Here is a 24,904-nt window from a genome sequence, read left to right on the forward strand (position 1 = left end):
GGGTCGGAATCGTGGAAAACCTGATTGCGCTGCTGGTCGCGGCGCCCCTGCTCGGAGCGGCGGTCCTGCTGTGCGGTGGCCGTCGGCTCGACCGGGCCGGCCACTGGATCGGCACCCTGCTCGCCGCCGCGTCCTTCGTCGTCGGTGTCGTGCTGTTCGTCGACATGCTGGGCAAGGGCGCCGGCGACCGCGCCCTGCACCAGAAGCTGTACAGCTGGATCCCCGTCGAGGGCTTCCAGGCCGATGTGGCCTTCCAGCTCGACCAGTTGTCGATGACGTTCGTCCTGCTGATCACGGGTGTGGGCACGCTGATCCACATCTACTCGATCGGCTACATGGAGCACGACGAGCGCCGACGCCGCTTCTTCGGTTATCTGAACCTGTTCCTCGCGGCGATGCTCCTGCTGGTCATCGCCGACAACTACCTGCTTCTGTACGTCGGGTGGGAGGGCGTCGGTCTGGCGTCGTATCTCCTCATCGGCTTCTGGCAGCACAAGCCCAGCGCGGCCACCGCCGCCAAGAAGGCCTTCCTGGTCAACCGGGTAGGCGACATGGGTCTGTCGATCGCGATCATGCTGATGTTCACCACCTTCGGCACCTTCGCCTTCGGGCCGGTACTCGGAGCCGCCGAGGACACCGGCGAGGGCAAGCTCACGGCGATCGGCCTGATGCTGCTCCTCGCGGCCTGCGGCAAGTCCGCCCAGGTGCCGCTGCAGTCGTGGCTCGGTGACGCGATGGAGGGCCCGACCCCGGTCTCCGCCCTCATCCACGCCGCCACCATGGTGACCGCGGGCGTCTATCTCATCGTCCGCTCCGGCGCGATCTTCGACGGAGCACCCGACGCCCAGCTGGTCGTCGTGGTCGTCGGTGCGGTCACGCTCCTCTTCGGTGCGATCGTCGGTTGCGCCAAGGACGACATCAAGAAGGCCCTCGCCGGGTCGACGATGTCGCAGATCGGTTACATGATCCTGGCCGCGGGCCTCGGCCCCATCGGTTACGTCTTCGCGATCATGCACCTGGTGACGCACGGCTTCTTCAAGGCCGGTCTCTTCCTCGGTGCCGGTTCGGTCATGCACGGCATGAACGACGAGGTCGACATGCGGAAGTACGGCGGCCTGCGGACGTACATGCCGGTCACCTTCATCACCTTCGGTCTCGGCTACCTCGCGATCATCGGCTTCCCCGGTCTGTCCGGCTTCTTCTCCAAGGACAAGATCATCGAGGCGGCCTTCGCCAAGGGCGGCACAGAGGGCTGGATCCTCGGCTCCGTCGCCCTGCTCGGCGCCGCGATCACCGCGTTCTACATGACGCGCGTGATGCTGCTGACGTTCTTCGGCGAGAAGCGCTGGCAGCCCGATGCCGAAGGCCATGAGCCGCACCCGCACGAGTCACCGAAGTCGATGACGATCCCGATGATCGTGCTGGCCTTCGGGTCGGTCTTCGCCGGAGGCTTCTTCTCCATCGGCGACCGGTTCATGCACTGGCTGGAGCCCGTCACCGGACACGACCACGGACACGCACCGGTCAGCGCGACCACCGTCACCGCCGCCACCATGGTGGTGCTCGTCATCGGTGTCGCCATCGCCTGGTCCATGTACGGGCGCAAGCCCGTCCCCGTCGTCGCCCCGCGCGGCTCGCTGCTCACCAGGGCCGCCCGCCGCGACCTCCTCCAGGACGACTTCAACCACGTGGTCCTGGTCCGTGGCGGCGAGCACCTCACACGCTCCCTGGTCTACGTCGACCACACCCTGGTCGACGGCGTCGTCAACGGCACGGCCGCCTCGATGGGCGGGCTCTCCGGCCGGCTGCGCAAGCTGCAGAACGGCTATGCCCGCTCCTACGCGGTCTCGATGTTCGGCGGTGCGGCGGTCCTCATCGCCGCAACCCTGCTGATGAGGGCGGTCTGATCCCATGTCCTTTCCCCTCCTGACAGCGACGGCGGCGCTCCCGGCGATCGGCGCGATCGCCACCGCCGCCGTCCCTGCCGCACAGCGCACCGCGGCCAAATGGCTCGCGCTGATCGTCTCGCTCGGCACGCTCGTCCTCGCGGGCATCGTGTTCGCCCGCTTCGAACCGGGCGGCGACCGCTACCAGCTGACCGAATCGCACGCCTGGATCAAGGACTTCGGCGTCCGGTACGAGCTGGGGGTCGACGGCATCGGAGTGGCGCTCCTCGCGCTCACCGCGCTGCTGATCCCCTTCGTCATCCTGGCCGGCTGGCACGACGCCGATCCCCTGGAGACGAAATCCTCCCGCTGGAGGCCCACCCAGGGCTTCTTCGCCCTCATCCTGATGGTCGAAGCGATGGTGATCCTCTCCTTCGAGGCCACCGACGTCTTCCTCTTCTACATCCTCTTCGAAGCCATGCTCATCCCGATGTACTTCCTCATCGGCGGCTTCGGGGACCGGGCGCACGCGGGCAGCGACGAGAACGCGGCGGCGCAACGCAGCTACGCGGCCGTGAAGTTCCTCCTCTACAACCTGGTCGGCGGGCTCATCATGCTGGCCGCCGTCATCGGGCTCTACGTGGTCGCGGGGAGCTTCTCGCTCGCCGAGATCGTCGAGGCCCGGGCCAACGGCTCGCTGGAGATGGCGAGCAGCACCGAGCGGTGGCTGTTCCTCGGCTTCTTCTTCGCCTTCGCGGTGAAGGCCCCGCTGTGGCCGCTGCACACCTGGCTGCCCAACGCGATGGGCGAGGCCACCACCCCGGTGGCCGTCCTGATCACCGCGGTCGTCGACAAGGTCGGCACCTTCGCGATGCTCCGCTTCTGCCTCCAGCTCTTCCCGGAGGCCAGCAAGTGGGCGACGCCCGTGATCCTCGTCCTGGCGCTGATCTCCATCATCTACGGGGCACTGCTCGCCGTCGGCCAGCGCGACATCAAGCGGCTCATCGCCTACGCGTCGATCTCGCACTTCGGCTTCATCGTGCTCGGCATCTTCGCGATGACGAGCCAGGGCCAGTCGGGTGCCACGCTCTACATGGTCAACCACGGGCTCTCGACGGCCGCGCTGATGCTGGTCGCCGGATTCCTGATCACGCGGCGCGGCTCGCGGCTCATCGCCGACTACGGCGGGGTGCAGAAGGTGGCACCGGTGCTGGCGGGGACGTTCCTGATCGGCGGTCTCGCCACGCTCTCGCTGCCCGGCCTCGCTCCGTTCGTCAGTGAGTTCCTCGTCCTGGTCGGCGCGTTCAGCGCGTACCCGGCGGCCGGCATCGTCGCCACCCTCGGCATCGTGCTCGCCGCGCTCTACGTCCTCGTCCTCTACCAGCGGACGATGACGGGACCGGTCACGGAGGGGGTCCGGAGCATGCCGGACCTCAAGGTCCGTGAACTGGCGGTCGCCCTGCCGCTGATCGCCCTGCTGATCTTCCTGGGTGTCTTCCCGAAGCCGCTCACCGAGGTCGTCAACCCTGCGGTGCAGCACACCTTGCACGACGTACAGAAGAAGGACCCCCAGCCCGAGGTGGAGGCCGCCAAGTGAGCGCAACAGCTGTCCACAACCTGTGGACGACGGTGGGCGGCGGGGTGACCACAGCTGCCACGGGCGACAAGTTCACCGCGCCGACCATCGAGTACGCCCAACTGGCGCCCGTTCTGATCGTGATCGGCGTCGCCGTTCTGGGCATCCTGGTGGAGGCCTTCGTCCCCCGCAGGGCCCGGTACACCACGCAGGTCTTCCTGACGGTCGTCGCCCTCGGTGCCGCGTTCGCCGCGGTCCTGGGGCTCGCGGCCGACGGATACGCCGGGAAGAACGCGCACATCGCCGCGATGGGTGCCATCGCCGTCGACGGCCCCGCCCTGTTCCTGCAGGGCACCATCCTGCTCGTCTCGATGGTCTCCGTCTTCACCTTCGCCGAGCGGCGCCTGGACCCCGCTTCGCACGGCAACCGCGTGGACTCCTTCGCCGCACAGGCCGGGACGGTTCCCGGCAGTGACGGCGAGAAGGCCGCGGTCAAGGCCGGATTCACCACGACCGAGGTCTTTCCGCTGGTCCTCTTCTCCGTCGCGGGCATGCTGGTCTTCCCGGCCGCCAACGATCTGCTGACCCTCTTCATCGCGCTCGAGGTCTTCTCCCTCCCGCTCTACCTCCTGTGCGCCGTCGCCCGCCGCAAGCGGCTGATGTCGCAGGAGGCCGCGGTGAAGTACTTCCTGCTCGGGGCCTTCTCCTCGGCGTTCCTGCTCTTCGGGATCGCCCTGCTCTACGGATACGCGGGCACCGTCTCGTACGCCGGTATCGCGAACATCGTGGACGGCACCGTCCAGGAGATCGACCCGGCGCTCGCCGACACGATGGGCAACGACGCGCTGCTGCTGATCGGCGGCGCGATGATCCTCATGGGCCTGCTGTTCAAGGTCGGCGCGGTCCCGTTCCACATGTGGACCCCGGATGTGTACCAGGGCGCACCGACCCCGGTCACCGGCTTCATGGCCGCAGCGACGAAGGTCGCCGCGTTCGGTGCTCTGCTGCGCCTGCTGTACGTGGTGCTGCCGGGTCTCACCTGGGACCTGCGCCCCGTCATGTGGGGCGTCGCGATCGTCACGATGCTGGGCGGGGCGATCGTCGCGATCACCCAGACCGACATCAAGCGGCTGCTGGCCTACTCCTCGATCGCGCACGCGGGCTTCATCCTCGCGGGTGTCATCGCGGCCAGCCCGGAGGGCATCTCCTCGGTCCTCTTCTACCTCGGCGTCTACTCCTTCGTGACCGTCGGCGCCTTCGCCGTCGTCACACTGGTGCGCGACGCGGGGGGCGAGGCGACGCACCTGTCGCAGTGGGCCGGGCTCGGACGGCGCTCGCCGCTGACCGCGGCGGTCTTCGCCGTGTTCCTGCTGTCCTTCGCCGGTATCCCGCTCACCTCGGGCTTCTCCGGCAAGTTCGCCGTCTTCAAGGCGGCGGCGGACGGCGGTGCGGGCGGCCTGGTGGTGGTGGGTGTGATCTCGTCGGCCATCGCCGCGTTCTTCTACATCCGCGTCATCGTCCTGATGTTCTTCAGCGAGCCGAAGGCCGACGGCCCCACGGTCGCCGTCCCGTCCCCGCTGACGATGACGACGATCGCGGTCGGTGTCGCGGTCACCCTGGTGCTGGGCCTGGCCCCGCAGTACTTCCTGGACCTGGCGAGCCAGGCGGGAGTCTTCGTGCGGTAGCGCACAGGAGCAGTACGACAACGCCGGACGGGCCCTGGAAGTCAAGCCCGTCCGGCGTTGTCGTAGGTGGCGCCTATGGTTGCTGTGGACGGGTGCAGGACGGAACGGACGGGCGGAACCATGGGTGTGACGACCGAGAGCGCGGCGCAGCAGACGCTGCACCGGGTGTTCGGGTACGAGACGTTCCGCGGCGAGCAAGGTGCGGTCATCGACCATGTGGTCGCCGGTGGCGACGCGGTCGTGCTCATGCCCACCGGCGGCGGCAAGTCCCTCTGCTACCAGATCCCCGCCCTGGTCAGGCCGGGTACCGGCATCGTGATCTCCCCGCTGATCGCGCTCATGCAGGACCAGGTGGATGCCCTGCGGGCGCTCGGCGTCCGTGCCGGCTTCATGAACTCCACGCAGGACTTCGACGAGCGCCGCTCGATGGAGGCCCAGTTCCTGGCGGGCGAGCTGGACCTGCTGTATCTGGCCCCGGAGCGGCTGCGCCTGGACTCCACCCTCTCGCTGCTGGCCCGCGGTGAGATCTCCGTCTTCGCGATCGACGAGGCGCACTGTGTCGCCCAGTGGGGCCACGACTTCCGCCCCGACTATCTGGCCCTGTCCGTCCTGGGCGAGCGCTGGCCCGACGTACCGCGCATCGCGCTCACGGCCACGGCGACCGACGCCACCCACCAGGAGATCACCCAGCGCCTGGGCATGCCCGAGGCCAGGCACTTCGTGGCCAGCTTCGACCGGCCCAACATCCAGTACCGCGTCGTGGGGAAGTCCGACCCGAAGAAGCAGCTGCTCACCTTCCTCAAGGAGGAGCACGCGGGGGACGCGGGCATCGTCTACTGCCTCTCGCGCAATTCGACGGAGAAGACCGCCGAGTACCTCTGCCGCAACGGCATCGAGGCCGTGCCGTACCACGCCGGCCTGGACGCGGCGATGCGTGCGGAGCACCAGTCGCGCTTCCTGCGCGAGGAGGGCCTGGTCGTCGTCGCGACCATCGCCTTCGGCATGGGCATCGACAAGCCCGACGTGCGCTTCGTCGCCCACCTCGACCTGCCGAAGTCCGTCGAGGGCTACTACCAGGAGACAGGACGTGCCGGCCGTGACGGTGCGCCGTCGACGGCCTGGATGGCGTACGGACTCCAGGACGTCGTCCAGCAGCGCAAGCTGATCCAGGGCGGTGAGGGCGACGAGGCGTTCCGGCGCCGGGCCGCCTCGCACCTCGACTCGATGCTGGCGCTCTGCGAGACCGTCCAGTGCCGCCGTGCCCAGCTCCTGACGTACTTCGGCCAGGAGCCCGGCTCCGAGAGCTGCGGCAACTGCGACACCTGCCTCACCCCGCCCGAGACCTGGGACGGCACGGTGGTCGCGCAGAAGCTGCTGTCCACCGTGGTCCGGCTGAAGCGGGAGCGCGGGCAGAAGTTCGGGGCCGGCCAGATCATCGACATCCTGCTGGGCCGCAAGACCGCGAAGATCATCCAGTTCGACCACGACCAGCTCTCGGTCTTCGGCATCGGCGAGGAGCTGGCCGAGGCGGAGTGGCGTGGCGTGGTGCGCCAGCTGCTGGCCCAGGGGCTGCTCGCGGTGGAGGGTGAGTACGGCACGCTGGTGCTGACCGAGGAGAGCGGCTCCGTGCTCGGCCGGGAGCGCGAGGTACTGCTGCGCAAGGAGCCGAAGAAGCCGACGACCAAGTCGGCCAGGAGCGGCGAGCGCAAGGGCAAGTCCGCCGCCGCGGTGGCCGACCTTCCGGCGGAGGCCGTCCCGGTCTTCGAGGCGCTGCGCGCCTGGCGCGGTTCCCAGGCGAAGGAGCTGGGCCTCCCGGCCTACGTGATCTTCCACGACGCGACACTGCGGGAGATCGCCGCGCTGCGCCCCGGTTCGCTCGCGGAGCTGGGCGGCATCAGCGGCCTGGGCGAGAAGAAGCTGGCGACGTACGGGGAGGGCGTCCTGGAGGTGCTGGCCGGGCTGGGAGAGGCGGAGCCGGTCGCCGCCGACGCGGACCACCCTGCCCCCGCCGCGCCGGAACCGGCTGCCCGGCCCGCCGTGGTCGCGCCGCGGCCGGAAGCCGCGCGGGCTGCTGAGCCGACGCAGGCGGTGCAGGCTGCACGGGCGGAGCAGGACACGGACACGCACTTCGGCTGGGACGAGGAGCCGCCCGAGTTCGAGTGAGCGCGTGACGGGCGGCGACGGGTCTACTCCGGCGTCGCCCGGCGGCGTGTGACGATCGCGGTCAGGTCGAGATCGACGGAGAAGGGCGCGGAGACCTTCATCCGGTCGTGGAAGATGCCGGTGGAGGTGTACGCGCCAGTGGCGGGTTCCAGCTCGAAGACGTACACGACTGCTCGGCCGTCCTGGTTCTCCACCCGCCAGTAGTGCGGAATCTTCGCCCGCGCGTACTTCACGGGCTTGGTCTCCCGGTCACGGGTGACGGACTCGTCGGACACGACCTCGACGGCCAGCACCACACTGTGCGAAGGGAAACGTGTCTGCCGCAGACTCTCGACCGCCTCCGCATGCACGACGACAACATCGGGCTCGGGGCGGTTCTGGAAGTCGACGTCGATGGTGAATTCGCGAAAGACTTCCAGGTCGGGTGGTGCGAGCGACTGCAGCTGCCACTTCAGGTAGTCGATCGCACGCTCATGGAAAACGGTCTGCGGACTCACGAAAACCAGGCTCCCGTCGATCAGCTCCGTGTGGGGAGGCAGATTCGGGAGTGTGTCCAGGTCATCGGCGGTCCAGCCGCCTGCGGGCGGGACCGCCCACCGCGGCTCGGACGCCTCGGGTTCGACGCTCATCAGTGCTCCCATGCGAAGGAGTCTCGCGGGCCCGTCCAGAGTATCCGGCGGGAACCGATCAAGGCCGCCCAAACGTGTGCACGACTCACGCGTCGTTGACCACCGCCCCCCTCGCCGCGTAGGCGCGCACGTCCGCGTCCGGGTCGGTGAGTACTCCGGCCAGGGCCTCCCGGGCGGCGTCGTGGACCGTGTGGTGGAGCAGAGCCAGCACAGCCGCCTTGCGTACGTCGGCGTTCGGGTCGCCCAGGGCCCCGGCCAGCGGGGCGATCGCGGAACCCGGGTCCGCCGAGGAGAGCGCCGTCGCCGCCCCCGCGCGGACCTGCCAGGCCGGATCGGAGAGGGCCGTGACCGCCGTCGCGGCGTACGGCGCCGGGCACCCCGTCGCCGCGAGCGCGGCCAGGGCGGCGGCGCGGACCAGCGCGTCCCCGTCCTCCAGCAGCGGGGCGAGCGGCTGGGGGGCGGGGGAGTGCGTGGCGGCCAGCCCCTTCGCGACGGCCACCCGGACCTCGCGGGACGGATCGGCCGCAGCCGCCGCCAGGGCCTCCACCGCGTCCACCGAGACGAGAGCCCGGACGGTGTGCAGCCGCACGTCGATGACCGGGTCGTCGAGTGTGCGCGCGTACAGGTCCGCGTCCCCCAGCCGCAGCGCCCGCAGGGTGTCCAGCGCGGTGGACCGTACGACCGGGTCGTCCGAGCCCAGCGCCGTCACCAGCGGTTCGCGCAGGGCCGGTTCGGCCTGCAGTACCTCGACCAGCTCCCGCAGTGAGGCGGCGGCCGCCGCACGCACCGACGGCGCCGGGTCGGCGAGTGTCACGGCCAGCGCCGGACCCGCACCCTGTGGCGTCGACTCGGTGAGCGCCGCCACGGCGGCCCGGCGGACCGCCGGGTCCGCGTCGGCCAGGTACGGGGCGAGGGCCGGCAGGTCCGGCTGGTCGTCGGCGAGCGCGAGGAGTTCCAGGATGCGGGGGGAGGGGCCGGACGGCGCCGGGGCAGTGGCGGAGGGCGCCGGGGCCGCCTCGGTCCGGGAGCCGGACGACGGGGCCACGTCCCGCCGCCCCGCCGTGGCGACCTGCTCCGGCTCCACCTCGCCGATCTCGCGTGAGGCCCCGCCCACCGGGGCGAAGCCCTCCACGGGCACGAGGTAGGGAGCCACCGGCCGGGCCGTGAACTCCATCGCCCCCGAAGCGGACTTACGCAGGTCCAGGTGGTGGAACCAGTCCGCGTCGTCACGCTCGGGATGGTCCGTACGCTCGTGGTACAGACCCCAGCGGGACTCCGTGCGGGCCAGCGAGGAGCGCGCCGCCATCTCCGCGCAGTCCCGGATGAAGCTCACTTCGGCGCACCGCATCAGCTCGTGCGGGGTCGTCGCGCCCATCTCCGCGATGTCGGTCCGCATCCGCTCGAACGCCTCCAGCGCGAGCGAGAGCCGCGCCCCCGACTTGGGCGGGGCAACGTAGTCGTTCACGAAGCGGCGCAGCTTGTACTCGACCTGGGGCTGCGGCGGCCCCTCCGGGTTGTGCAGCGGCCGGTAGATCAGGTCGTGGGCCTCGCGCAGCTGCTCCGCGGGCAGCTCACCCTCGTACGCCGTGAACTGCGAGGCATCGGCCCCCGCGAGGTCGCCGAAGACGAAGGCGCCGATCATGTAGTTGTGCGGGACGCAGGCCAGGTCCCCGGCGGCGTACAGGCGCGGCACCGTCGTACGGGCGTGGTCGTCGACCCGGACGCCGGAGGCGGAATGGCCGCCGCACAGGCCGATCTCGGAGATGTGCATCTCGATGTCGTGGGTGCGGTAGTCATGGCCCCGGTTCGCGTGGAACGTGCCGCGGGTCGGCCGTTCCGTGGTGTGCAGGATGTCCTCCAACGCGCTGACGGACTCTTCGGGGAGGTGGCTCAGCTTCAGGTACACCGGCCCCCGGTCCGAGGCGACCTCCGCCGCGAACTCCGCCATCATCTGCCCCGACCAGTAGTCGGAGTCGACGAAGCGTTCGCCGTGCCGGTTCACCTGGTAGCCGCCGAACGGATTCGCGACGTAGGCGCAGGCCGGGCCGTTGTAGTCCTTGATCAGCGGGTTGATCTGGAAGCACTCGATACCGGTCAGCTCGGCGCCCGCGTGGTAGGCCATCGCGTAGCCGTCACCGGCGTTGGTGGGGTTCTCGTACGTCCCGTAGAGATAGCCGGACGCGGGCAGTCCGAGCCGTCCGCACGGCCCGGTGGCCAGGACGACGGCCCCGGCGCGGACCGTGACGAACGCTCCGGTACGGGTGTTGAAGCCCGCGGCCCCGATCGCCCGGCCGTCGTCGCCGGTGAGGATCCGGACCGGCATCACCCGGTTCTCGATCCGGATCCGCTCCCGCATCTCGCGGCGCCGCAGCTGCCGGTAGAGGACCTTCTTGACGTCCTTGCCCTCGGGCATCGGCAGCACGTACGCACCGGAGCGGTGCACCTGGCGGACGGCGTACTCCCCGTGCTCGTCCTTCTCGAACTTCACCCCGTACGACTCCAGCCGCTGCACCATCGAGAAGCCGAGCTCCGCCGTCCGGCGGACGGTGGACTGGTCGACGATGCCGTCGTTGGCGCGGGTGATCTCGGCGACGTAGTCGTCGGGTTCGGCCCGGCCCGGGATCACGGCGTTGTTGACGCCGTCCATGCCCATGGCGAGGGCGCCCGAGTGCCGGACGTGCGCCTTCTCCAGCAGCACGACGGACGCGCCGTGCTCGGCGGCGGTGAGGGCTGCCATGGTGCCGGCCGTGCCGCCCCCGACGACCAGTACGTCGCAGGAGAGTTCCTCGGCGTCGGCGAGGGCGGGGATCTGCACGGTCATGCCTTTCAGTGGGCGGGAGTGAGTGATTCGAGGACCTCGCGGCGCAGCGCGACGGTCGCCGGGTCGGCATGCGCGGCGCGTTCGCGCGGACGCGGTACGTCCAGGACGCGCCCGGTGGGCAGCAGCGCCACCCGGTCGCCGAGGAACAGGGCCTCGTCCACGTCGTGCGTGACGAAGACGACGGTGGCGCCCGTACCGTGCAGGACGTCGACGAGCAGCTGCTGCATCCCGGACCTGGTCTGGGCGTCCAGCGCGCCGAAGGGCTCGTCCATCAGGACCGCGCGAGGCTCGGCCGCCAGCGCGCGGGCCAGCTGCACACGCTGGCGCTGGCCGCCCGAGACGCGGTGCGGAAGCTTCGCCCCGTGGTCGTCCAGGCCGACCCGGGCCAGCCAGGACTCGGCCCGGCGCCTGCGCTCGGCGCGGGCGACGCCCCGGATGGCCAGGGGCAGTTCGACATTGGCCCGCACCGTGCGCCACGGCAGCAGCGCGTCGTCCTGGAAGACGAGGGCCCGCTCGGCGCGCGGTGCGGTGATCGCCTCGCCGTCCTGGGTGACCTCGCCGCCCAGCGCGGGCAGCAGCCCGGCGAGGGTGCGCAGCAGTGTGGACTTGCCGCAGCCGGACGGGCCGACGACGGCGAGGATCTCACCGGGTACGACATCGAGGTCGATCCCCTCCAGCACGGGGGCGCCGGCCCGGCCGAGCACGGCACCGCGCAGGGTGAGCCTGACGCCCGGGGACGTGGTGGTGGTCATGGGTGCACCCGCTCCTTCGCCAGGGGGGACGGCGCGGCCGCCGGGGGAAGGGCCGGCCGGTGCCGTACGGGGGACGGGGGACGGCCCTCCGTACGCGGCAGCCACCGCGTGAGCCTGCGGCCCAGCAGTTCCACCGCCGTCGAGGTGATCCAGCCGAGCAGGCCGATCGTGGCCATGCCGACGAAGACACCCGGGTAGTCGACGACCGTGTAGTCCTGCCAGGTGCGGTACCCGACTCCGTACTCGCCGGAGATCATCTCGGCGGAGATCACACAGATCCACGACACCCCGATGCCGACGGAGAGCCCGCCCAGGATGCCGGGGAGCGCGCCGGGCAGGACGACGGATCCCAGGATCCGCCACCGGCCGCCGCCCATCGTCAGGACCGCCTCCTCCCACACCGGGGTGAGCGCACGCACCGCGTGCCGGGTGGAGACCATGACGGGGAAGAACGCCGCGGTGCACGTGATGAAGACGATCCCCTGCTCGTTGCTGGGGAACAGCAGGATCGCCACCGGCACCAGCGCGATGGCCGGGACCGGGCGTATCACTTCGAGGACGGGGCCCAGAAGATCGGAGGCCAGCCGGGAGCGGGCGACGGCCGTACCGACCGTGATGCCCAGGACGGCGGCCAGGGCGAAGCCGGTGACGATCCGGGTCAGGCTGTCGGTGAGGTCCTGCCAGTACGCGTCGCTGCCGAGCCGGTCGCCGAAGGCGCGGGCCACATCGGTGACCGTCGGGAACTGCTCGAAGCGCAGCCACAGATTGATGTCGTAGGCCGTCAGCAGCTGCCAGATCCCCAGTGCGGCCACCAGCGACAGGGCCCGCAGCACGATCGACCACCGGCCGCTCATGAGACGCGGGCCCGTTCGAGCGCGGCGGCGTACGGGACGATCCGGGCGCCGGGGTGCGCGGCGATGTCGGCGCGGGCCGCGGACCCGGTGACGTACGGCCGCAGTCCGTCGCCCTCGGACACCCAGACCGCCCGGTCGGCGAACCACAGCGTCCCGGTCGACGCGTCGGGGACGTACGCGGCGCGGACCTGCCCCCGGTGTGCGGCGGCGAACCGCAGGACCTCCGTGGGGGTGGCGAACGCCGACGTGGTGTCCTTGCCCTTCAGCCAGACCTCGCCGCCCCGCGCGGCGGGCGGACCGGCCGCCCGCGCCTTCGCGTAGGCGGAGCCGTACGCCCGCTTCACGTACTGCTCGTCGACGAAGTCGTCCACGTCCACGTCACCGACCAGCTTCGCCGAGCGCAGCACGGGGACGTCCTTCTTGAGCGCCGCCACCAGTGCGGGCTTCACCGTCGTGTCGAACGTCGCGATGCCCTGGGAGCCGTTGTAGAGGTGCACGACCTCGGCCGGCAGTCCGGTGGCCTTCGCGACCGATTCGGACGACGCCACGGGGTGCTCGTGCAGGTAGTCGGTCGCCCGGCCCTGCGCCCGCAGGAAGTCCTCGAGCACGGCGGGCCGGCTCTTCGCGAACTCCTCGCGGACGGTGACCCCGTGGAAGGTCGGAAGATTCAGTTCCGCCCCGTCGTAGAGGGCCTTCGCCCGGCCCTGGAAGGCCAGCAGTCCGGGCCAGGCCACGAACTGCGACAGGGCGTCCACGCTGCCTGCCTGGAGGGCGGACGCACCCACCGCAGGCTGCTGGTTGAGCTTGCGGATGTCCTTCTCCGCGTCGATCCCGGCCTGCTGGAGCGCGCGGACGAGGGTCCCGTCCGCGGCCGACCCGACGCTCGTGGAGACCTTCTTGCCGCGCAGGTCCTCCAGCGAGTCGAGGTCCGAACCGGGCGCGGTCACCACGGTGTTGAGGCCGCCGCGCAGGTTGTACCCGGTGACCGAGACGAGCTTGGTGGGGCGTTTCAGCTGCTTGCCGCGCGCCGCGTTGATCAGCAGGGGGAAGTCGCCCATCGAGCCGATGTCGATCTTCCCGGCGGTCATCTGGGCGGTGATCGGCGCGCCGGTCGCGTAGTCCTGCCACTTCACCTTGTACGTGACACCGTCCCGCTCGCCGCGGGCCCGGAGTTCGTCCTCGAAGTAGCCGAGGGACCGCAGCAGGGTGCCGGCCGTGACGGTGTTGATCGTCCTGGACTGATAGCCGACGGTCACCGTGACCGTGTCGCCGTCACCCGCGCTCGCCTCGCCGCCGCAGCCCGCGGTGAGCGGGACGAGCAGGGTGGTGGTGAGCAGGGCGCCGGCGCGGATTACCGTGCTTCGCATGGGAGGAGGGGCCTTTCACCGGAGGAGATAGGGCATGTTGACCGTGACCGCGTCGGTGGGACACCGGGCCGCGCACGGGCCGCAGTACCAGCACTCGTCGACATGCATGAACGCCTTGCCGCTGTCCGGGTTGATGGCCAGGGAGTCGAGGGGGCACATGTCGACGCAGAGGGTGCAGCCGTCGATGCACTTCGACTCGTCGATGGTCACGGGCACGTCGGCCCGCTGGGGCGCCAAAGGCATGGCGGTCTCCAGGATGGAAGGGGAGGAGGGGTCTCAGTCGGACCTGTGCAGCAGGCCGCTCATGCTGATGCGGTCACCGCGGAACCGGATGAACTCCAGGTCCACGGGCCGCCCGTCACAGAGATGAGTGAGCCGTTCCAGCATCAGGACGGCGGCGCCGTGCGGCGTCTCCAGGACGGCGGCGGAGTGCGCGTCGGCGTTGACGGCCTCCAGGGTGATCTCGGCGGTGCCGAGCGCCTGGCCGGTCAGGGACTCCAGCAGCCGGAAGACGTCGGTGTTCTCCAGGTCGCAGCCGAGCAGCCCGGCGCCGATGTCCATCGGGATGTACGTGAGGTCGAGGGACAGCGGCAGCCCGTTCAGAAGCCGGCGCCGCTCGATGTAGAGAACGTCCGTGTGCTCGGCGATCCCGAGCCGCCGCGCGACGGGTCCGGGGGCGGCCACAGGGCCGACGGTACGGACCTCGTTGGTGACCCGGCCGTGCTCGTGCAGGGTCTCGGCCAGACCCTGGAGCCGGTCCAGGCCGTGCGAGTACTTCTCGCTGACGACGACGGTGCCGACGCCGGGCTGCCGTTCCACCAGACCCTCGGCGCGCAGCAGATCAAGGGCCTGGCGGACGGTGTTGCGGGAGACGCGGTAGTCGGCGCCGATGGTGTCCTCGAAGGGCAGCACGCCACCGGGAAATCCGCCGGTGCGCACCTGGTGGCGCAGCAGGTCGGCCAGCAGCCGGGCATGGTCCGCGCGCAGCCGGCGCCGGCGGGCGGCGGCGACGGGCACGGTGTGCTCACGGATGCGATCGGCTGGCATGCGCTGGACCATACCGACGGGGTCCACGCGATGGTGTTGCCGCAGTGTTGCGCCACTTGGGACGTCGGGGCGTAAGGCTGTGACCTGTGGCTTTTCTCCTGGGTGACGAAGATCTGCCACCCGGGACGACCACCCCTCGGACACCCGGGGCGTCAGTCGCGGTCCTCGCCCCGGCCTCCGTCGCCGCACCTCAGCCCGCGTTCCGACCGGCCTTGTCCTGGCTTGCATTGCGGTACACGGCCAGTGCCGGACACCACTGGCGGGCCAGTGCCCGCGTCGCCGAGCGGGCCCGTCGCTCCCCGCGCGCGACCACCGACGGCAGCCCGACCGCCGCGGCCGGAGCCGCCGGCAGCCTGTCGCGGCGGTCGGGGCAGCCCGCCTCGCCGGCCGCTGCGAAGTGTTCCCGTATGTGTGCCGACAGGCCTCCGGGGCCCGCGGGGTGGCGGTGGTACGGCAGCAGCCCGAGGAACCGGCGGGTCTGTCTGCGCAGGACGCCGCGCTCGACCAGGTCGTCGAGACAGAGGCCCTCGGCCTGCCGCCCGGACCGCCGGACCCGGCGCCTGGCGGACAGGCCCGCGCGGAACCGGCTCCTGCCCGGCGGCGGCAGGCTGCGCAGGAACACCGCGAGCAGCGGGTCCGGCGGATTCACCATTACACCCGGCCGCGCTCCTCCGTGATCCGTCCCTGCAGCTCCAGCTCGGCCGGAACGGCACCGGCCATGCCGTACTCCAGGAACTTCCCGGAGCGCAGCGGCTTGCCCCGCACGGGGTCCAGGGCGAGCAGCAACAGTTCCTCGGGGAGCGTCGGCCGGTCGTTCACAGCGCGGGCACGATCCGGCCGGTGACCTCCCCGAGGCCGACGCGCGTTCCGTGCGGCCCGGGGGCCCATGCGGTCAGCGTGACCGTGTCGCCGTCCTCCAGGAACGTCCGCTTGCCCTCGGGGAGGTCCAGCGGATCGCGGCCGTTCCAGGTGAGTTCGAGCAGGGAGCCGCGCTCGCCGGGCTCGGCGCCGCTGACGGTGCCGGAGCCGTACAGGTCACCCGTGCGCAGAGACGCGCCGTTCACCGTCATCTGCGCCAGCTGCTGGGCCGCGGTCCAGTACATGGAGGAGAACGGCGGTTCGGAGACCGGCTGTCCGTTGATCGCGACCGAGATGCGGATGTCGAAGCCGCCCGGCTCCTCGTCGCCCGCGTCGTCCAGGTAGGGGAGCAGCTCGAAGTCCCGGGCGGGCGGCGTCGTACGGGCCGCGTCCAGGGCCTCCAGCGGGGTCACCCACGCCGAGACGGAGGTGGCGAAGGACTTGCCCAGGAACGGGCCGAGCGGCACGTACTCCCAGGCCTGGATGTCCCGCGCCGACCAGTCGTTGAGCAGGCAGAGACCGAAGACGTGCTCGCGGAAGTCGGCGAGTGCGACCGGGGCGCCCTGCTGCGAGGGCACGCCGACGACGAAACCGACCTCGGCCTCGATGTCCAGCTTCACCGAAGGTCCGAAGACGGGGGCCGGGTCGGTGGGCGCCTTGCGCTGCCCGCAGGGGCGCACCACCTCCGTACCGGAGACGACGACCGTGCCCGCCCGCCCGTGGTAACCGATCGGCAGGTGCTTCCAGTTGGGGGTGAGGGCCACACCGTCGGGCCGGAAGATCCTCCCGACGTTGGTGGCGTGGTGCTCGCTGGCGTAGAAGTCGACGTAGTCCGCGACCTCGTACGGCAGGTGCATCGTCACCGCGTCCACCGGGTGCAGCAGGGGCTCTATGTCCGCTCGGTGCGCCGGGACCGTCACCCAGGCGGTGAGCGCGCGGCGCACGTCCCGCCAGGCGGTGCGGCCCGCCGCGAGGAGCGGCATCAGGCTGGGCCTGGCCAGCAGCTGGGCATACGGCGAACCGAGCGCGTGCGCGGCGGCTCCGGCGTCCAGCACATGGGCACCGATGCGGACACCGACCCTGCGGTCGTCCGGGTGCTCGGGGGTGGAGAACACTCCGTACGGAAGGTTGTGCGGACCGAAGGGGTCACCCTCGGCCAGTTCGAGCGGGCTGCTCTGCTCGGGCATCTGTTGCTGCCTCGCTTTCCAGGTCGCTTGGGGGACACGTTACGTCGGCGGTGACACCCGACGGCAGTGTCTCAACTGTGCGTAATGCCCGGAAAGTTCCGTCGTACTCCCGTATGGCCGCCACCTTCACCCTGCCGTGCGCGGGATCCTCTTCTCCCAGGTCCGGTGGAAGACGATCTCGTCCCCGTCCTTGCACACCACCTCGTTGGACGTGATGAAGTCGTCCTCGTCCGCGCTCGTTTCCGAACGCGACTCGATCCGCACGTCCCAGGACATCTCCGGCCGGTGCAGCCGGATCCTCCAGTCCGATCTGGCACCGGCCGAGAGCGGGTCGTCCTCGCGGATCGTGTACGTCTCGACCGCTTCCTCGGTGAACTCGAGTCCGTCCGGGTAGACACGCGTACCGCCGTAGCGCGGGTCGACGTCCAGGCGCCATTCGCCCTTGGCGACATCGCGGACCACCACACGCTCCGGGCGCTGCTCGTCGAGGGTGACCGGGAAGACGACACCGAGCGGCTCCGACTGCTCCGGTTCGCCGAAGGTGATCGCCGGGTCCTCGGTGTGCCTGCGCACCGGGAGTTCGACGAGGCTGCCGTCCGCGTCGAGGGTGAAGCCCGCCGAGCCGGCCTGGGGCCAGATCCACGGCCAGTACGAGGACGAGACGGCGAGCCTGATCCGGTGGCCGGGCGGGAAGGTGTGCCCGACGCCGTTCAGCTCGAAGGTCACGTCCTCGGTCTCGCCGACGGGCCAGTCCTCCGACCGGTCCCGCCCGTGGCGCGCCGACAGATTCAGGACGCCACGGGTCACCAGGGTCGAGGCGCCGTCCGGGGCCACGTCGCACAGCCGGGCGATCGCCTGGCCGCGCGGCACGTCCATCAGGATGCGGAGCTTCACCCGGGGCCTGCCGAGGATCTCGATGGGGGCGGCTGCGACGGGGAATTCGAAGCACACCGACTTGGCGTCCTCGTCGCGCTGGTCGGGGGGCAGGTCGGCATCGTTGCCGAAGGGGAAGAAACGGCCCGCGTCCAGCCCGGTCTGCTGCGGCGAGCGGACGATCTGCGGACCGCCCTGGAGGGCGTACGCCACCGGCACGACGTTCTCCGAAGGCCACTGCGCGTCGCCGACCCACCGGCCGGGCAGCGTCTCGTAGACCGTGGCGGGACGGTGCGAGCCGCTGATCCAGGACCGCAGCAGCGGCTCGTTCATCACCCCGGTGTCCTTGTTCTTGAGGTGCTGGTCCCACCAGCGCAGGGTCTCCTGCAGGAAGCCGATCGCGGGCCCCGGGGGCAGCCCCCGGTCCGGGTACTGGTGCGACCAGGGGCCGATCAGCCCGCGCACCTTCGCCGGGTCCAGGTGCTCCACGAGCCTCAGGACGGTGTCGCGGTACGGGTCGTGCCAGCCGCCGACCGCCAGGACGCTGGCCTTGATGGCGCCGTAGTCCTCGCAGACGCTGCCGTGCTTCCAGTAGTCGTCACGGGTCTGGTGCGCCAGCCACGTATGGATGAACGGGTCGACGGTCTCGAGCCGCTTCAGCCACATGTCCTTCCAGTCGTCGCCGACGTCCGCCGGGTCCGGCGGACGGGAGACGAAGGCCAGCATGGTGGCGGCCCAGGCGTGCATGTCGACGGCGAGAACGGAGCCGCCCATGTAGTGGACGTCGTTGTCGTAGCGGTCGTCGGCCGAGCAGACGGTGACGATCGCCTTCAGGGGCTCCGGGGCCAGGGCGGCGATCTGGAGGGAGTTGAAGCCGCCCCAGGAGATGCCGAACATACCGACCCGGCCCGAGCACCACTCCTGCTGGGCGAGCCAGTGCACCACGGCCACCCCGTCGGCGAGCTCCGTCGCGTCGTACTCGTCGCCCGGCATGCCCTCGCTGTTGCCGTGCCCGCGCACATCGACCCGTACGGAGGCGTAGCCGTGGCCCGCGTACCAGGGGTGGCGCTGCCGGTCCCGCGGGGCCGTCCAGTCGCTCAGCCGGTAGGGCAGGTACTCCAGCAGCGCGGGCACCGGTTCGTCGGTGACCGGCCGCCAGATCCGCGCGTACAGCTGGGTGCCGTCCGACAGAGGGATGTAGAGGTCCTCGTGTGTCGTCTCGTACGGGAATTCGGTGCGGATCTGCATGGCGGTACCTCAGTGGACGGGGTGCATGGTGCGCTTGAGCCAGGGAGCGGCGGCGATGACGGCCACACCGGCTGCCACCGCGATTGCGCCATTGACACCGAAGTAGGCGGGGTTGGAGACCTCGCCGTACAGCTTCACGATCTGTGCCTGGATGCCGTTGGCGAGGGCCAGTGGGCTCGAGCGGGCCCGTTCCCGCGCTGATCAGGCCGAGGCCCACCGCGAGTGTGCCGCAGGCGGCGGACACCGAGGCCGCGGTGCCCGGGTTCATGCCCATGCCGCCGTTCGCGACCGTGTCGGCGAAGAAGACGACCAGGACGGCCTGCGTCCCGAGGAACGAGAACCGCTCCCGGACCTCCGGTCCGGACAGGGTCATCGGGCCCCGAGGATGGCCGAAGAAGGCGTGGTCGTCCCCGGGCGGCGGCGGGGCCGGCTCGACGTCGGTCGCGGTGTGGGACAAAGCGACAACTCCTGATCGTATGACCTGATCCCGAACATACCGGCGATGGCGGGAAGGCGCCCACGGTGATCCAAACGCGACCGGATACGCTGAGTTGAGTGAGGACAGCGACACATCGACATTCCGTGTGATCGTCAGCAGACAGGAGATCCCCTCGTGACCGTCGTCGGGCCGTTCGGACTGCGCGTGCGGGACCAGGCTCTTGAGGCCGATGTCCAGACCGGTTTGGCCGGTGTCGAGGCGGGGCTGCTGGACGCCACCAAGAGCGAGGTCCCCTTCATCACGGAGGCCGCACAGCACCTCGTGAGCGCGGGGGGCAAGCGGTTCCGTCCGCTGCTGGTGATGCTGGCGGCCCAGTTCGGTGACCCGGACGCGCCGGGAGTCGTTCCCGCGGCCGTGGTCGTCGAGCTGACGCACCTGGCGACGCTGTACCACGACGACGTGATGGACGAGGCGGACGTACGCCGCGGGGTGGACAGCGCGAACACCCGCTGGGGCAACTCCGTCGCCGTCCTGACAGGTGACTTCCTCTTCGCCCGCGCCTCGCACATCCTGGCCGACCTGGGACCCGAAGCCGTACGCATCCAGGCGGAGGCGTTCGAACGGCTGGTCACCGGCCAGATCCTGGAGACCGCGGGCCCGCGCGACGGCCGCGACCCGGTCGACCACTACATGGACGTGCTCGGCGGCAAGACCGGCTCGCTGGTCGCCGTGTCCGGACGGTTCGGCGCGCTGATGGCGGGCGCCGACGAGTCGGTCGTCGACATCCTCACCCAGTACGGGGAGCGGCTCGGCATCGCCTTCCAGCTCGCCGACGACGTACTCGACATCGCCTCCGACTCCCACGAGTCGGGCAAGACGCCCGGCACGGACCTGCGCGAAGGCATCCCCACGCTCCCCGTACTCCTGCTGCGCGCGCAGGCGGCGGCCGAGGGCAAGCCGGACGACCTGGAGCTCGTCGAGCTCCTGGACGGCGACCTCGGCGACGATGACCGGCTCGCGGAGGCGCTGCGCAGGCTGCGCGCCCACCCCGCGCTGGAGCAGGCGCGGCGGGACACCATCCGCTACGCGCAGGAGGCGCGGGCGACCCTGGCACCGCTGCCCGAGTGCTACGCGAAGGCCGCACTCGAAGAGCTGTGCGACGCCGTGGTGCACCGCGCGGGCTGACGCCGGGCCGGCCGACCCCTACTGGATGGCGGACTCCGCACCCCTCGGTGTCATACCGAAGGGGTAGGCGCAGTTGCTCCCGCGGGCTGACGCTTATTGCCGCCCGATTTGGTCAGATGGAGAACAACCACTCCTGACCACATCGGGTGAGAACGGCGGCAGGGAGTGGACAGAGTGCAACCGGACGGAAGCCGCCGACCACGGAGGTAGGGCACACATGGCACCGAACGACGGCGCAGAGACCAACGGCGAGGCCACGGGCACTGTCGTGGGCCGCAGGAAGTCGGCACGCTACATCGTCCCCTTCGCAGTGGCGGGCGTGACGGCGGCGACGATCGGGCTCGTCCCGGCGCTCGCGGACTCCGGGGACCCGGAGCTGCCGAAGATCACGGCGCAGCAACTCATCGAGAAGATCGCCGCATCGGACGAGCAGCAGCTCTCCGGCACGGTGAAGATCAGCACCGATCTCGGTATCCCGTCCCTCGGCGGACTCGCCGGCTCCTTCGCCCAGGGCGCGAGCGGTACGGACAAGGGGAGCGACGGCACCTCGAGCGCCGCGCCCGAAGCGAAGCTGATGGAGCTCGCCTCCGGAACACACACGCTCCGGGTCGCGGCCGACGGCCCCGACAAGCAGCGTCTGTCGATACTCGGCGAGGCCTCGGAGTACAGCATCGTCCACAACGGGGACGAGGTCTGGGCGTACGACAGCGAGTCCGACGAGGCGTACCACGCGCAGGCGGACAAGGGCGCCCGCGCCGGCGGGAAGGCCAAGGAACACAAGGCCCCCGGTGGCGTACCGGCCACGCCGAAGGAGCTGGCCGAGGAAGCCCTCGCCGCTGCGGGTGACACCACGTCGGTCACGGTCGACGGCACGGCGCAGGTGGCGGGGCGCGACGCGTACCAGCTGCTGATCAAGCCCAAGCAGTCCGGTTCGACGATCGGCTCCATCAGGGTCGCGGTGGACGCCGAGAACGGCGTGCCGCTGAAGTTCACCCTGTCGCCGAGCAGTGGCGGCAAGGCCGCGATCGACGCCGGCTTCACGAAGGTCGACTTCACGAAGCCCGACGCGTCCTCCTTCTCCTTCGCCCCGCCCAAGGGCGCGAAGGTGACCGAGGCCGACGAGCTGAAGGCCGAGGCGGAGAAGAACGCCAAGGCGGACAAGGTTCCGGAGGACCTCGCCGAGCTGGAGGACTTCAAGGGCCTCAACGTCATCGGCGAAGGCTGGAACGCGGTCGCCGAGATCGACGTGCCGGGCGGTCAGGGCTTCGCGGGGCTTCCCGCCGGGGGTTCCGGATCCGGTGATGTGCCGGACGGGGCACTGCAGTTCCTGGACGCCCTCGGCGACAAGGTCACCGGAGACTTCGGCTCGGGCACGGTCTTCAAGACGCGCCTGGTCAATGCCCTGGTGACGGACGACGGAAAGGTCTACGTCGGCGCGGTCACGAAGGACGCGCTGGTGAAGGCCGCCGACACCGCGAAGTAGTACCCCGCCGTACGCACCGCCCCGCCGTACCCTCCGTACGGCGGGGCGGTCCGTTCACGTACGGCAGTCCTGCGAGGCGAGTGGGAAGGGACAGGGAGTGCGCATGACCGACACAGCGGCGGGGACAGTGGGTGCGGGTGCGGGACCGGGTGCGGGACCGTCCCCCGTGATCGAGACCTGCGGCCTCACCAAGCGCTTCCGCGGTGGCCGGCTCGCCGTCGACGGACTCGACCTCAGCGTCCCCGGCGGCAGCGTCTTCGGCTTCCTCGGCCCCAACGGCTCCGGCAAGACCACCACGATCCGGATGCTCGTCGGCCTCATCGACCCGACATCGGGCACCGCACACGTCCTCGGCAGCCCCATGCCCGCCGCCGCCCGCACGGTGCTCCCGCACGTCGGCGCACTGATCGAGGGGCCCGCGCTGTACGGGTTCCTGAGCGGCCGCGACAACCTTCTGCGGTACGACTCCGTCGACCCGACGGCCGATCCGCGCACCCGCCGCGCACGCGTCGACGGCGCCCTGGACCGGGTCGGTCTCGCCGCGGCGGCCGACAGGAAGGCGAAGGTGTACTCGCTCGGCATGAAGCAGCGCCTCGGGCTCGCCGCCGCCCTGCTCCAGCCGCGCAGACTCCTCGTGCTGGACGAGCCGACCAACGGGCTCGATCCGCAGGGCATGCGCGAGATCCGCTCCCTGATCCGGGAGCTCGCGGCCGAGGGCACCACCGTCTTCCTCTCCTCCCACCTGCTCGACGAGATCGAACAGGTCTGCACGCATGCCGCGGTGATGGCCCGCGGGCGGCTCCTCACGCAGGGGCCGGTCGCCGAACTCGCGGCGGGCGCCCGCGGCCGGCTCGCCGTCACCACCCCGGACCCGGGCGCCGCCGCCCGCATCCTTCAGGAGCACGGAGCCAAGGGTCTCGTGAGCGACGGGGACCGGGTCAGCGCGGACGCGCCACCGGACGGCGTGGAACTGGCGGACCTCAACGCGGCCCTGGTGCGCGGCGGAGTCCGCGTACGGTCCTTCGGCGTCGAACGGGCCTCGCTCGAGGACGCCTTCGTCGCACTCACCGGAGAGGGATTCGATGTCGCAGGCTGAACTCACCACGACCACCGTGCCCCGCACCCCGCACAGTCCGCTGTGGACGCTCGGGATCCTCCGCTGCGAACTCACCACCACACTCCGCCGCTGGCGCACCCTGGCCCTGCTCGGCGTGCTGGCGGCCGTACCCGTACTCATCGGGATCGCCGTGAAGATCGAGACGAGCGACGGCTCGTCGGCGGGCACCGGCGGAGGGGGCGGTGGGCCCGCGTTCCTCGCCCAGGTGACCAACAACGGCCTCTTCCTGGTCTTCGCGGCCCTCTCCGCGACCCTCCCCGTCTTCCTCCCGATGGCGGTCGGGGTCATCGCGGGCGACTCCGTCGCGGGGGAGGCGAGCGGCGGCACCCTGCGCTATCTCCTGGTCGCCCCGGCGGGCCGGACCCGGCTGCTGTTGGCGAAGTACGCGTCCGTGCTGGCGTTCTGCCTGGTCGCGACGCTGGTCGTGGCGGTGTCAGCACTCGTGGTGGGTGCGTTGCTCTTCCCCGTCGGCGAGGTCACGACGATCTCGGGGACCCGGATCGGCTTCGGCGAAGGGCTCGTGCGGGCCGGACTGATCGCGGTGGCGGTGGCGGTGTCCCTGGCCGGATTCGCGGCGCTCGGCCTGTTCGTCTCGACGCTCACCAACAGCGGGATCGCTGCGATGGCGGCCACCGTGGGGGTGCTGATCACCGTGCAGATCCTGGACTCGATGCCGCAGCTGAACGGGATCCATCCGTATCTCTTCCCGCACTACTGGCTGTCCTTCACGGACCTGCTGCGCGACCCCGTGTACTGGGACGAGATGGTCAGGAATCTCGGTCTGCAGGGGGCGTACGCGGCGGTGTTCGGCTCGGCGGCCTGGGCGCGTTTCACCACGAAGGACATCACTGTCTGAAGCCGGCTCACCGGGGACCGTCCGCGCCGTCGGCCGGCCGAGCCGTCCCCCGATCGGCTCGTCGCGGCGCAAACGGCACGAACGGTGAGAAGCACGGAACGCCACGACACGGTACGTTCCGTTTCTTCCAGGTCATTGTTCGACTTCTGGCGACGGGCTGTCAACAAGCGCCGGCCCGAATCCCCCTATGCTCACCGAATGATCACATCGCCGAGTTCCCAGCGTCGTAGCGAGCGATCACGACGGGCGACGCTGGACGCCGCTCTGGAGCTGTGCACGGAGAAGGGGTACGGACGGGTCACCGTCGAGGCCATCGCGGCCCGCGCCGGCGTGAGCAAGAAGACGATCTACCGCTGGTGGCCGTCAAAGGGTGCGGTGCTGCTGGAGGCCTTCACCGAGGCGCTCGTCGGCGCGACGCCGTTCGTCGACACCGGCGACATCGCGGCCGATCTCCGGACCCACATCAACAGTGCGGTGAAGCTGGTTTCCTCACCGCCGTACGGCCCCGCCTATGCCGGGATCCTCTCCGAGATGCACCACGACGACGACCTTGCCGCTGCGGTCAGGGAGCAGCTGGTCGACCCGCGGTTCGAGCGGGCCGTGGAGCGGCTGCGCAGCGCCCAGGATCAGGGGCAGGTTCCGGCGGACGCCGATCTGCCGCTGGCGGTGGAGATGCTCTACGGCCCCGTCTACTACCGCCATGTGCTGCGCAAGCCGGCCCAGGACGATGCGACGGTCGTCGCGCTCGTGGCCCACGTCCTGCGGTCGCTGGGGGCCGGGAGTGCGGTAGGCGCCGGGCCGGAGCGGGCGGGCACGCAGGCGTCCGGCCCGGAGGGCCCCGGCCCGGACAATCCCGGCTCCGACAGTCCCGGGCCGGA

Annotated in this window: 19 protein-coding genes and 2 pseudogenes; 9 read left to right on the forward strand and 12 right to left on the reverse strand. The window is 70.8% G+C overall.

Features of this window, described 5'->3' with window-relative positions; genetic code table 11:
• Positions 1-11 precede the first annotated feature (11 nt).
• The 4 genes from nuoL to recQ all read left to right on the forward strand — a co-directional run bounded on the left by nuoL (position 12) and on the right by recQ (position 7,310).
• Positions 12-1,907, forward strand: a complete 1,896-nt coding sequence (nuoL, locus tag ACFWBQ_RS28440) for an NADH-quinone oxidoreductase subunit L (protein WP_385501502.1) — start codon at positions 12-14, stop codon at positions 1,905-1,907.
• Positions 1,908-1,911: 4 nt separating this feature from the next.
• Complete coding sequence (locus ACFWBQ_RS28445) at positions 1,912-3,483, forward strand: NADH-quinone oxidoreductase subunit M (RefSeq protein ID WP_385501508.1); 1,572 nt, start codon at positions 1,912-1,914, stop codon at positions 3,481-3,483.
• Complete coding sequence (gene nuoN / locus ACFWBQ_RS28450; RefSeq protein WP_385501515.1) at positions 3,480-5,147, forward strand: NADH-quinone oxidoreductase subunit NuoN; 1,668 nt, start codon at positions 3,480-3,482, stop codon at positions 5,145-5,147. The genes ACFWBQ_RS28445 and nuoN overlap by 4 nt, the downstream gene beginning before the upstream one ends.
• Before the next feature lie 120 nt (positions 5,148-5,267).
• The gene (gene recQ, locus ACFWBQ_RS28455) at positions 5,268-7,310 is read left to right on the forward strand and encodes a DNA helicase RecQ (protein ID WP_385501521.1); all 2,043 of its coding nucleotides are present in this window, start codon (positions 5,268-5,270) and stop codon (positions 7,308-7,310) included.
• Between the two features lie 23 nt (positions 7,311-7,333).
• On the opposite strand, the gene ACFWBQ_RS28460 is transcribed toward recQ, so the two are convergent.
• The 12 genes and pseudogenes from ACFWBQ_RS28460 to ACFWBQ_RS28515 all read right to left on the reverse strand — a co-directional run.
• On the reverse strand, positions 7,334-7,939 hold the full coding sequence (locus tag ACFWBQ_RS28460; RefSeq protein WP_385501606.1) for a Uma2 family endonuclease: 606 nt from the start codon (positions 7,937-7,939) through the stop codon (positions 7,334-7,336).
• Positions 7,940-8,024: 85 nt separating this feature from the next.
• Positions 8,025-10,760, reverse strand: coding sequence for a fumarate reductase/succinate dehydrogenase flavoprotein subunit (locus tag ACFWBQ_RS28465; RefSeq protein ID WP_385501528.1), 2,736 nt, complete (start codon positions 10,758-10,760; stop codon positions 8,025-8,027).
• 5 nt (positions 10,761-10,765) lie between these two features.
• Entirely contained in the window at positions 10,766-11,512 is a 747-nt protein-coding gene (locus tag ACFWBQ_RS28470) for an ABC transporter ATP-binding protein (RefSeq protein ID WP_385501533.1), read from the reverse strand.
• Positions 11,509-12,366, reverse strand: coding sequence for an ABC transporter permease (locus tag ACFWBQ_RS28475; protein ID WP_385501540.1), 858 nt, complete (start codon positions 12,364-12,366; stop codon positions 11,509-11,511). The genes ACFWBQ_RS28470 and ACFWBQ_RS28475 overlap by 4 nt, the downstream gene beginning before the upstream one ends.
• Positions 12,363-13,733: an ABC transporter substrate-binding protein gene (locus ACFWBQ_RS28480; protein ID WP_385501550.1), complete on the reverse strand. Its 1,371-nt coding sequence runs from the start codon at positions 13,731-13,733 to the stop codon at positions 12,363-12,365. Before ACFWBQ_RS28480 ends, ACFWBQ_RS28475 begins: the two co-directional genes overlap by 4 nt.
• A 15-nt stretch (positions 13,734-13,748) precedes the next feature.
• The gene (locus ACFWBQ_RS28485; protein ID WP_266533934.1) at positions 13,749-13,976 is read right to left on the reverse strand and encodes a ferredoxin family protein; all 228 of its coding nucleotides are present in this window, start codon (positions 13,974-13,976) and stop codon (positions 13,749-13,751) included.
• A gap of 33 nt (positions 13,977-14,009) precedes the next feature.
• The gene (locus tag ACFWBQ_RS28490) at positions 14,010-14,780 is read right to left on the reverse strand and encodes a GntR family transcriptional regulator (RefSeq protein ID WP_385501557.1); all 771 of its coding nucleotides are present in this window, start codon (positions 14,778-14,780) and stop codon (positions 14,010-14,012) included.
• A 190-nt stretch (positions 14,781-14,970) separates the two neighbouring features.
• Complete coding sequence (locus ACFWBQ_RS28495) at positions 14,971-15,432, reverse strand: GPP34 family phosphoprotein (RefSeq protein WP_385501559.1); 462 nt, start codon at positions 15,430-15,432, stop codon at positions 14,971-14,973.
• A complete protein-coding gene (locus ACFWBQ_RS28500; RefSeq protein ID WP_385501561.1) occupies positions 15,432-15,599 on the reverse strand; it encodes a GPP34 family phosphoprotein in 168 nt (55 codons plus the stop codon). The genes ACFWBQ_RS28495 and ACFWBQ_RS28500 overlap by 1 nt, the downstream gene beginning before the upstream one ends.
• Entirely contained in the window at positions 15,596-16,825 is a 1,230-nt protein-coding gene (fahA, locus tag ACFWBQ_RS28505; RefSeq protein WP_385501564.1) for a fumarylacetoacetase, read from the reverse strand. Before fahA ends, ACFWBQ_RS28500 begins: the two co-directional genes overlap by 4 nt.
• A 126-nt stretch (positions 16,826-16,951) precedes the next feature.
• Entirely contained in the window at positions 16,952-18,946 is a 1,995-nt protein-coding gene (locus tag ACFWBQ_RS28510) for a CocE/NonD family hydrolase (RefSeq protein ID WP_385501567.1), read from the reverse strand.
• Between the two features lie 9 nt (positions 18,947-18,955).
• Positions 18,956-19,117 (reverse strand): annotated as a pseudogene (locus tag ACFWBQ_RS28515) (MFS transporter); the annotation flags it as partial.
• A 442-nt stretch (positions 19,118-19,559) separates the two neighbouring features.
• Between ACFWBQ_RS28515 and ACFWBQ_RS28520 the strand changes: the two are divergent.
• From ACFWBQ_RS28520 to ACFWBQ_RS28540, 5 genes and pseudogenes are all read left to right on the forward strand, one after another.
• On the forward strand, positions 19,560-20,570 hold the full coding sequence (locus ACFWBQ_RS28520) for a polyprenyl synthetase family protein (RefSeq protein WP_385501570.1): 1,011 nt from the start codon (positions 19,560-19,562) through the stop codon (positions 20,568-20,570).
• 217 nt (positions 20,571-20,787) lie between these two features.
• A complete protein-coding gene (locus ACFWBQ_RS28525; protein ID WP_385501571.1) occupies positions 20,788-22,053 on the forward strand; it encodes an outer membrane lipoprotein carrier protein LolA in 1,266 nt (421 codons plus the stop codon).
• A 103-nt stretch (positions 22,054-22,156) separates the two neighbouring features.
• Complete coding sequence (locus ACFWBQ_RS28530) at positions 22,157-23,149, forward strand: ATP-binding cassette domain-containing protein (protein WP_385501573.1); 993 nt, start codon at positions 22,157-22,159, stop codon at positions 23,147-23,149.
• A complete protein-coding gene (locus tag ACFWBQ_RS28535; protein WP_385501576.1) occupies positions 23,136-24,026 on the forward strand; it encodes an ABC transporter permease in 891 nt (296 codons plus the stop codon). Before ACFWBQ_RS28530 ends, ACFWBQ_RS28535 begins: the two co-directional genes overlap by 14 nt.
• Before the next feature lie 198 nt (positions 24,027-24,224).
• Positions 24,225-24,803: pseudogene (locus tag ACFWBQ_RS28540) on the forward strand (TetR/AcrR family transcriptional regulator); the annotation flags it as partial.
• Positions 24,804-24,904: the final 101 nt, after the last annotated feature.

Origin of the sequence: Streptomyces sp. NPDC060035 (assembly GCF_042736635.1) — a bacterium.
GTDB lineage: Bacteria > Actinomycetota > Actinomycetes > Streptomycetales > Streptomycetaceae > Streptomyces.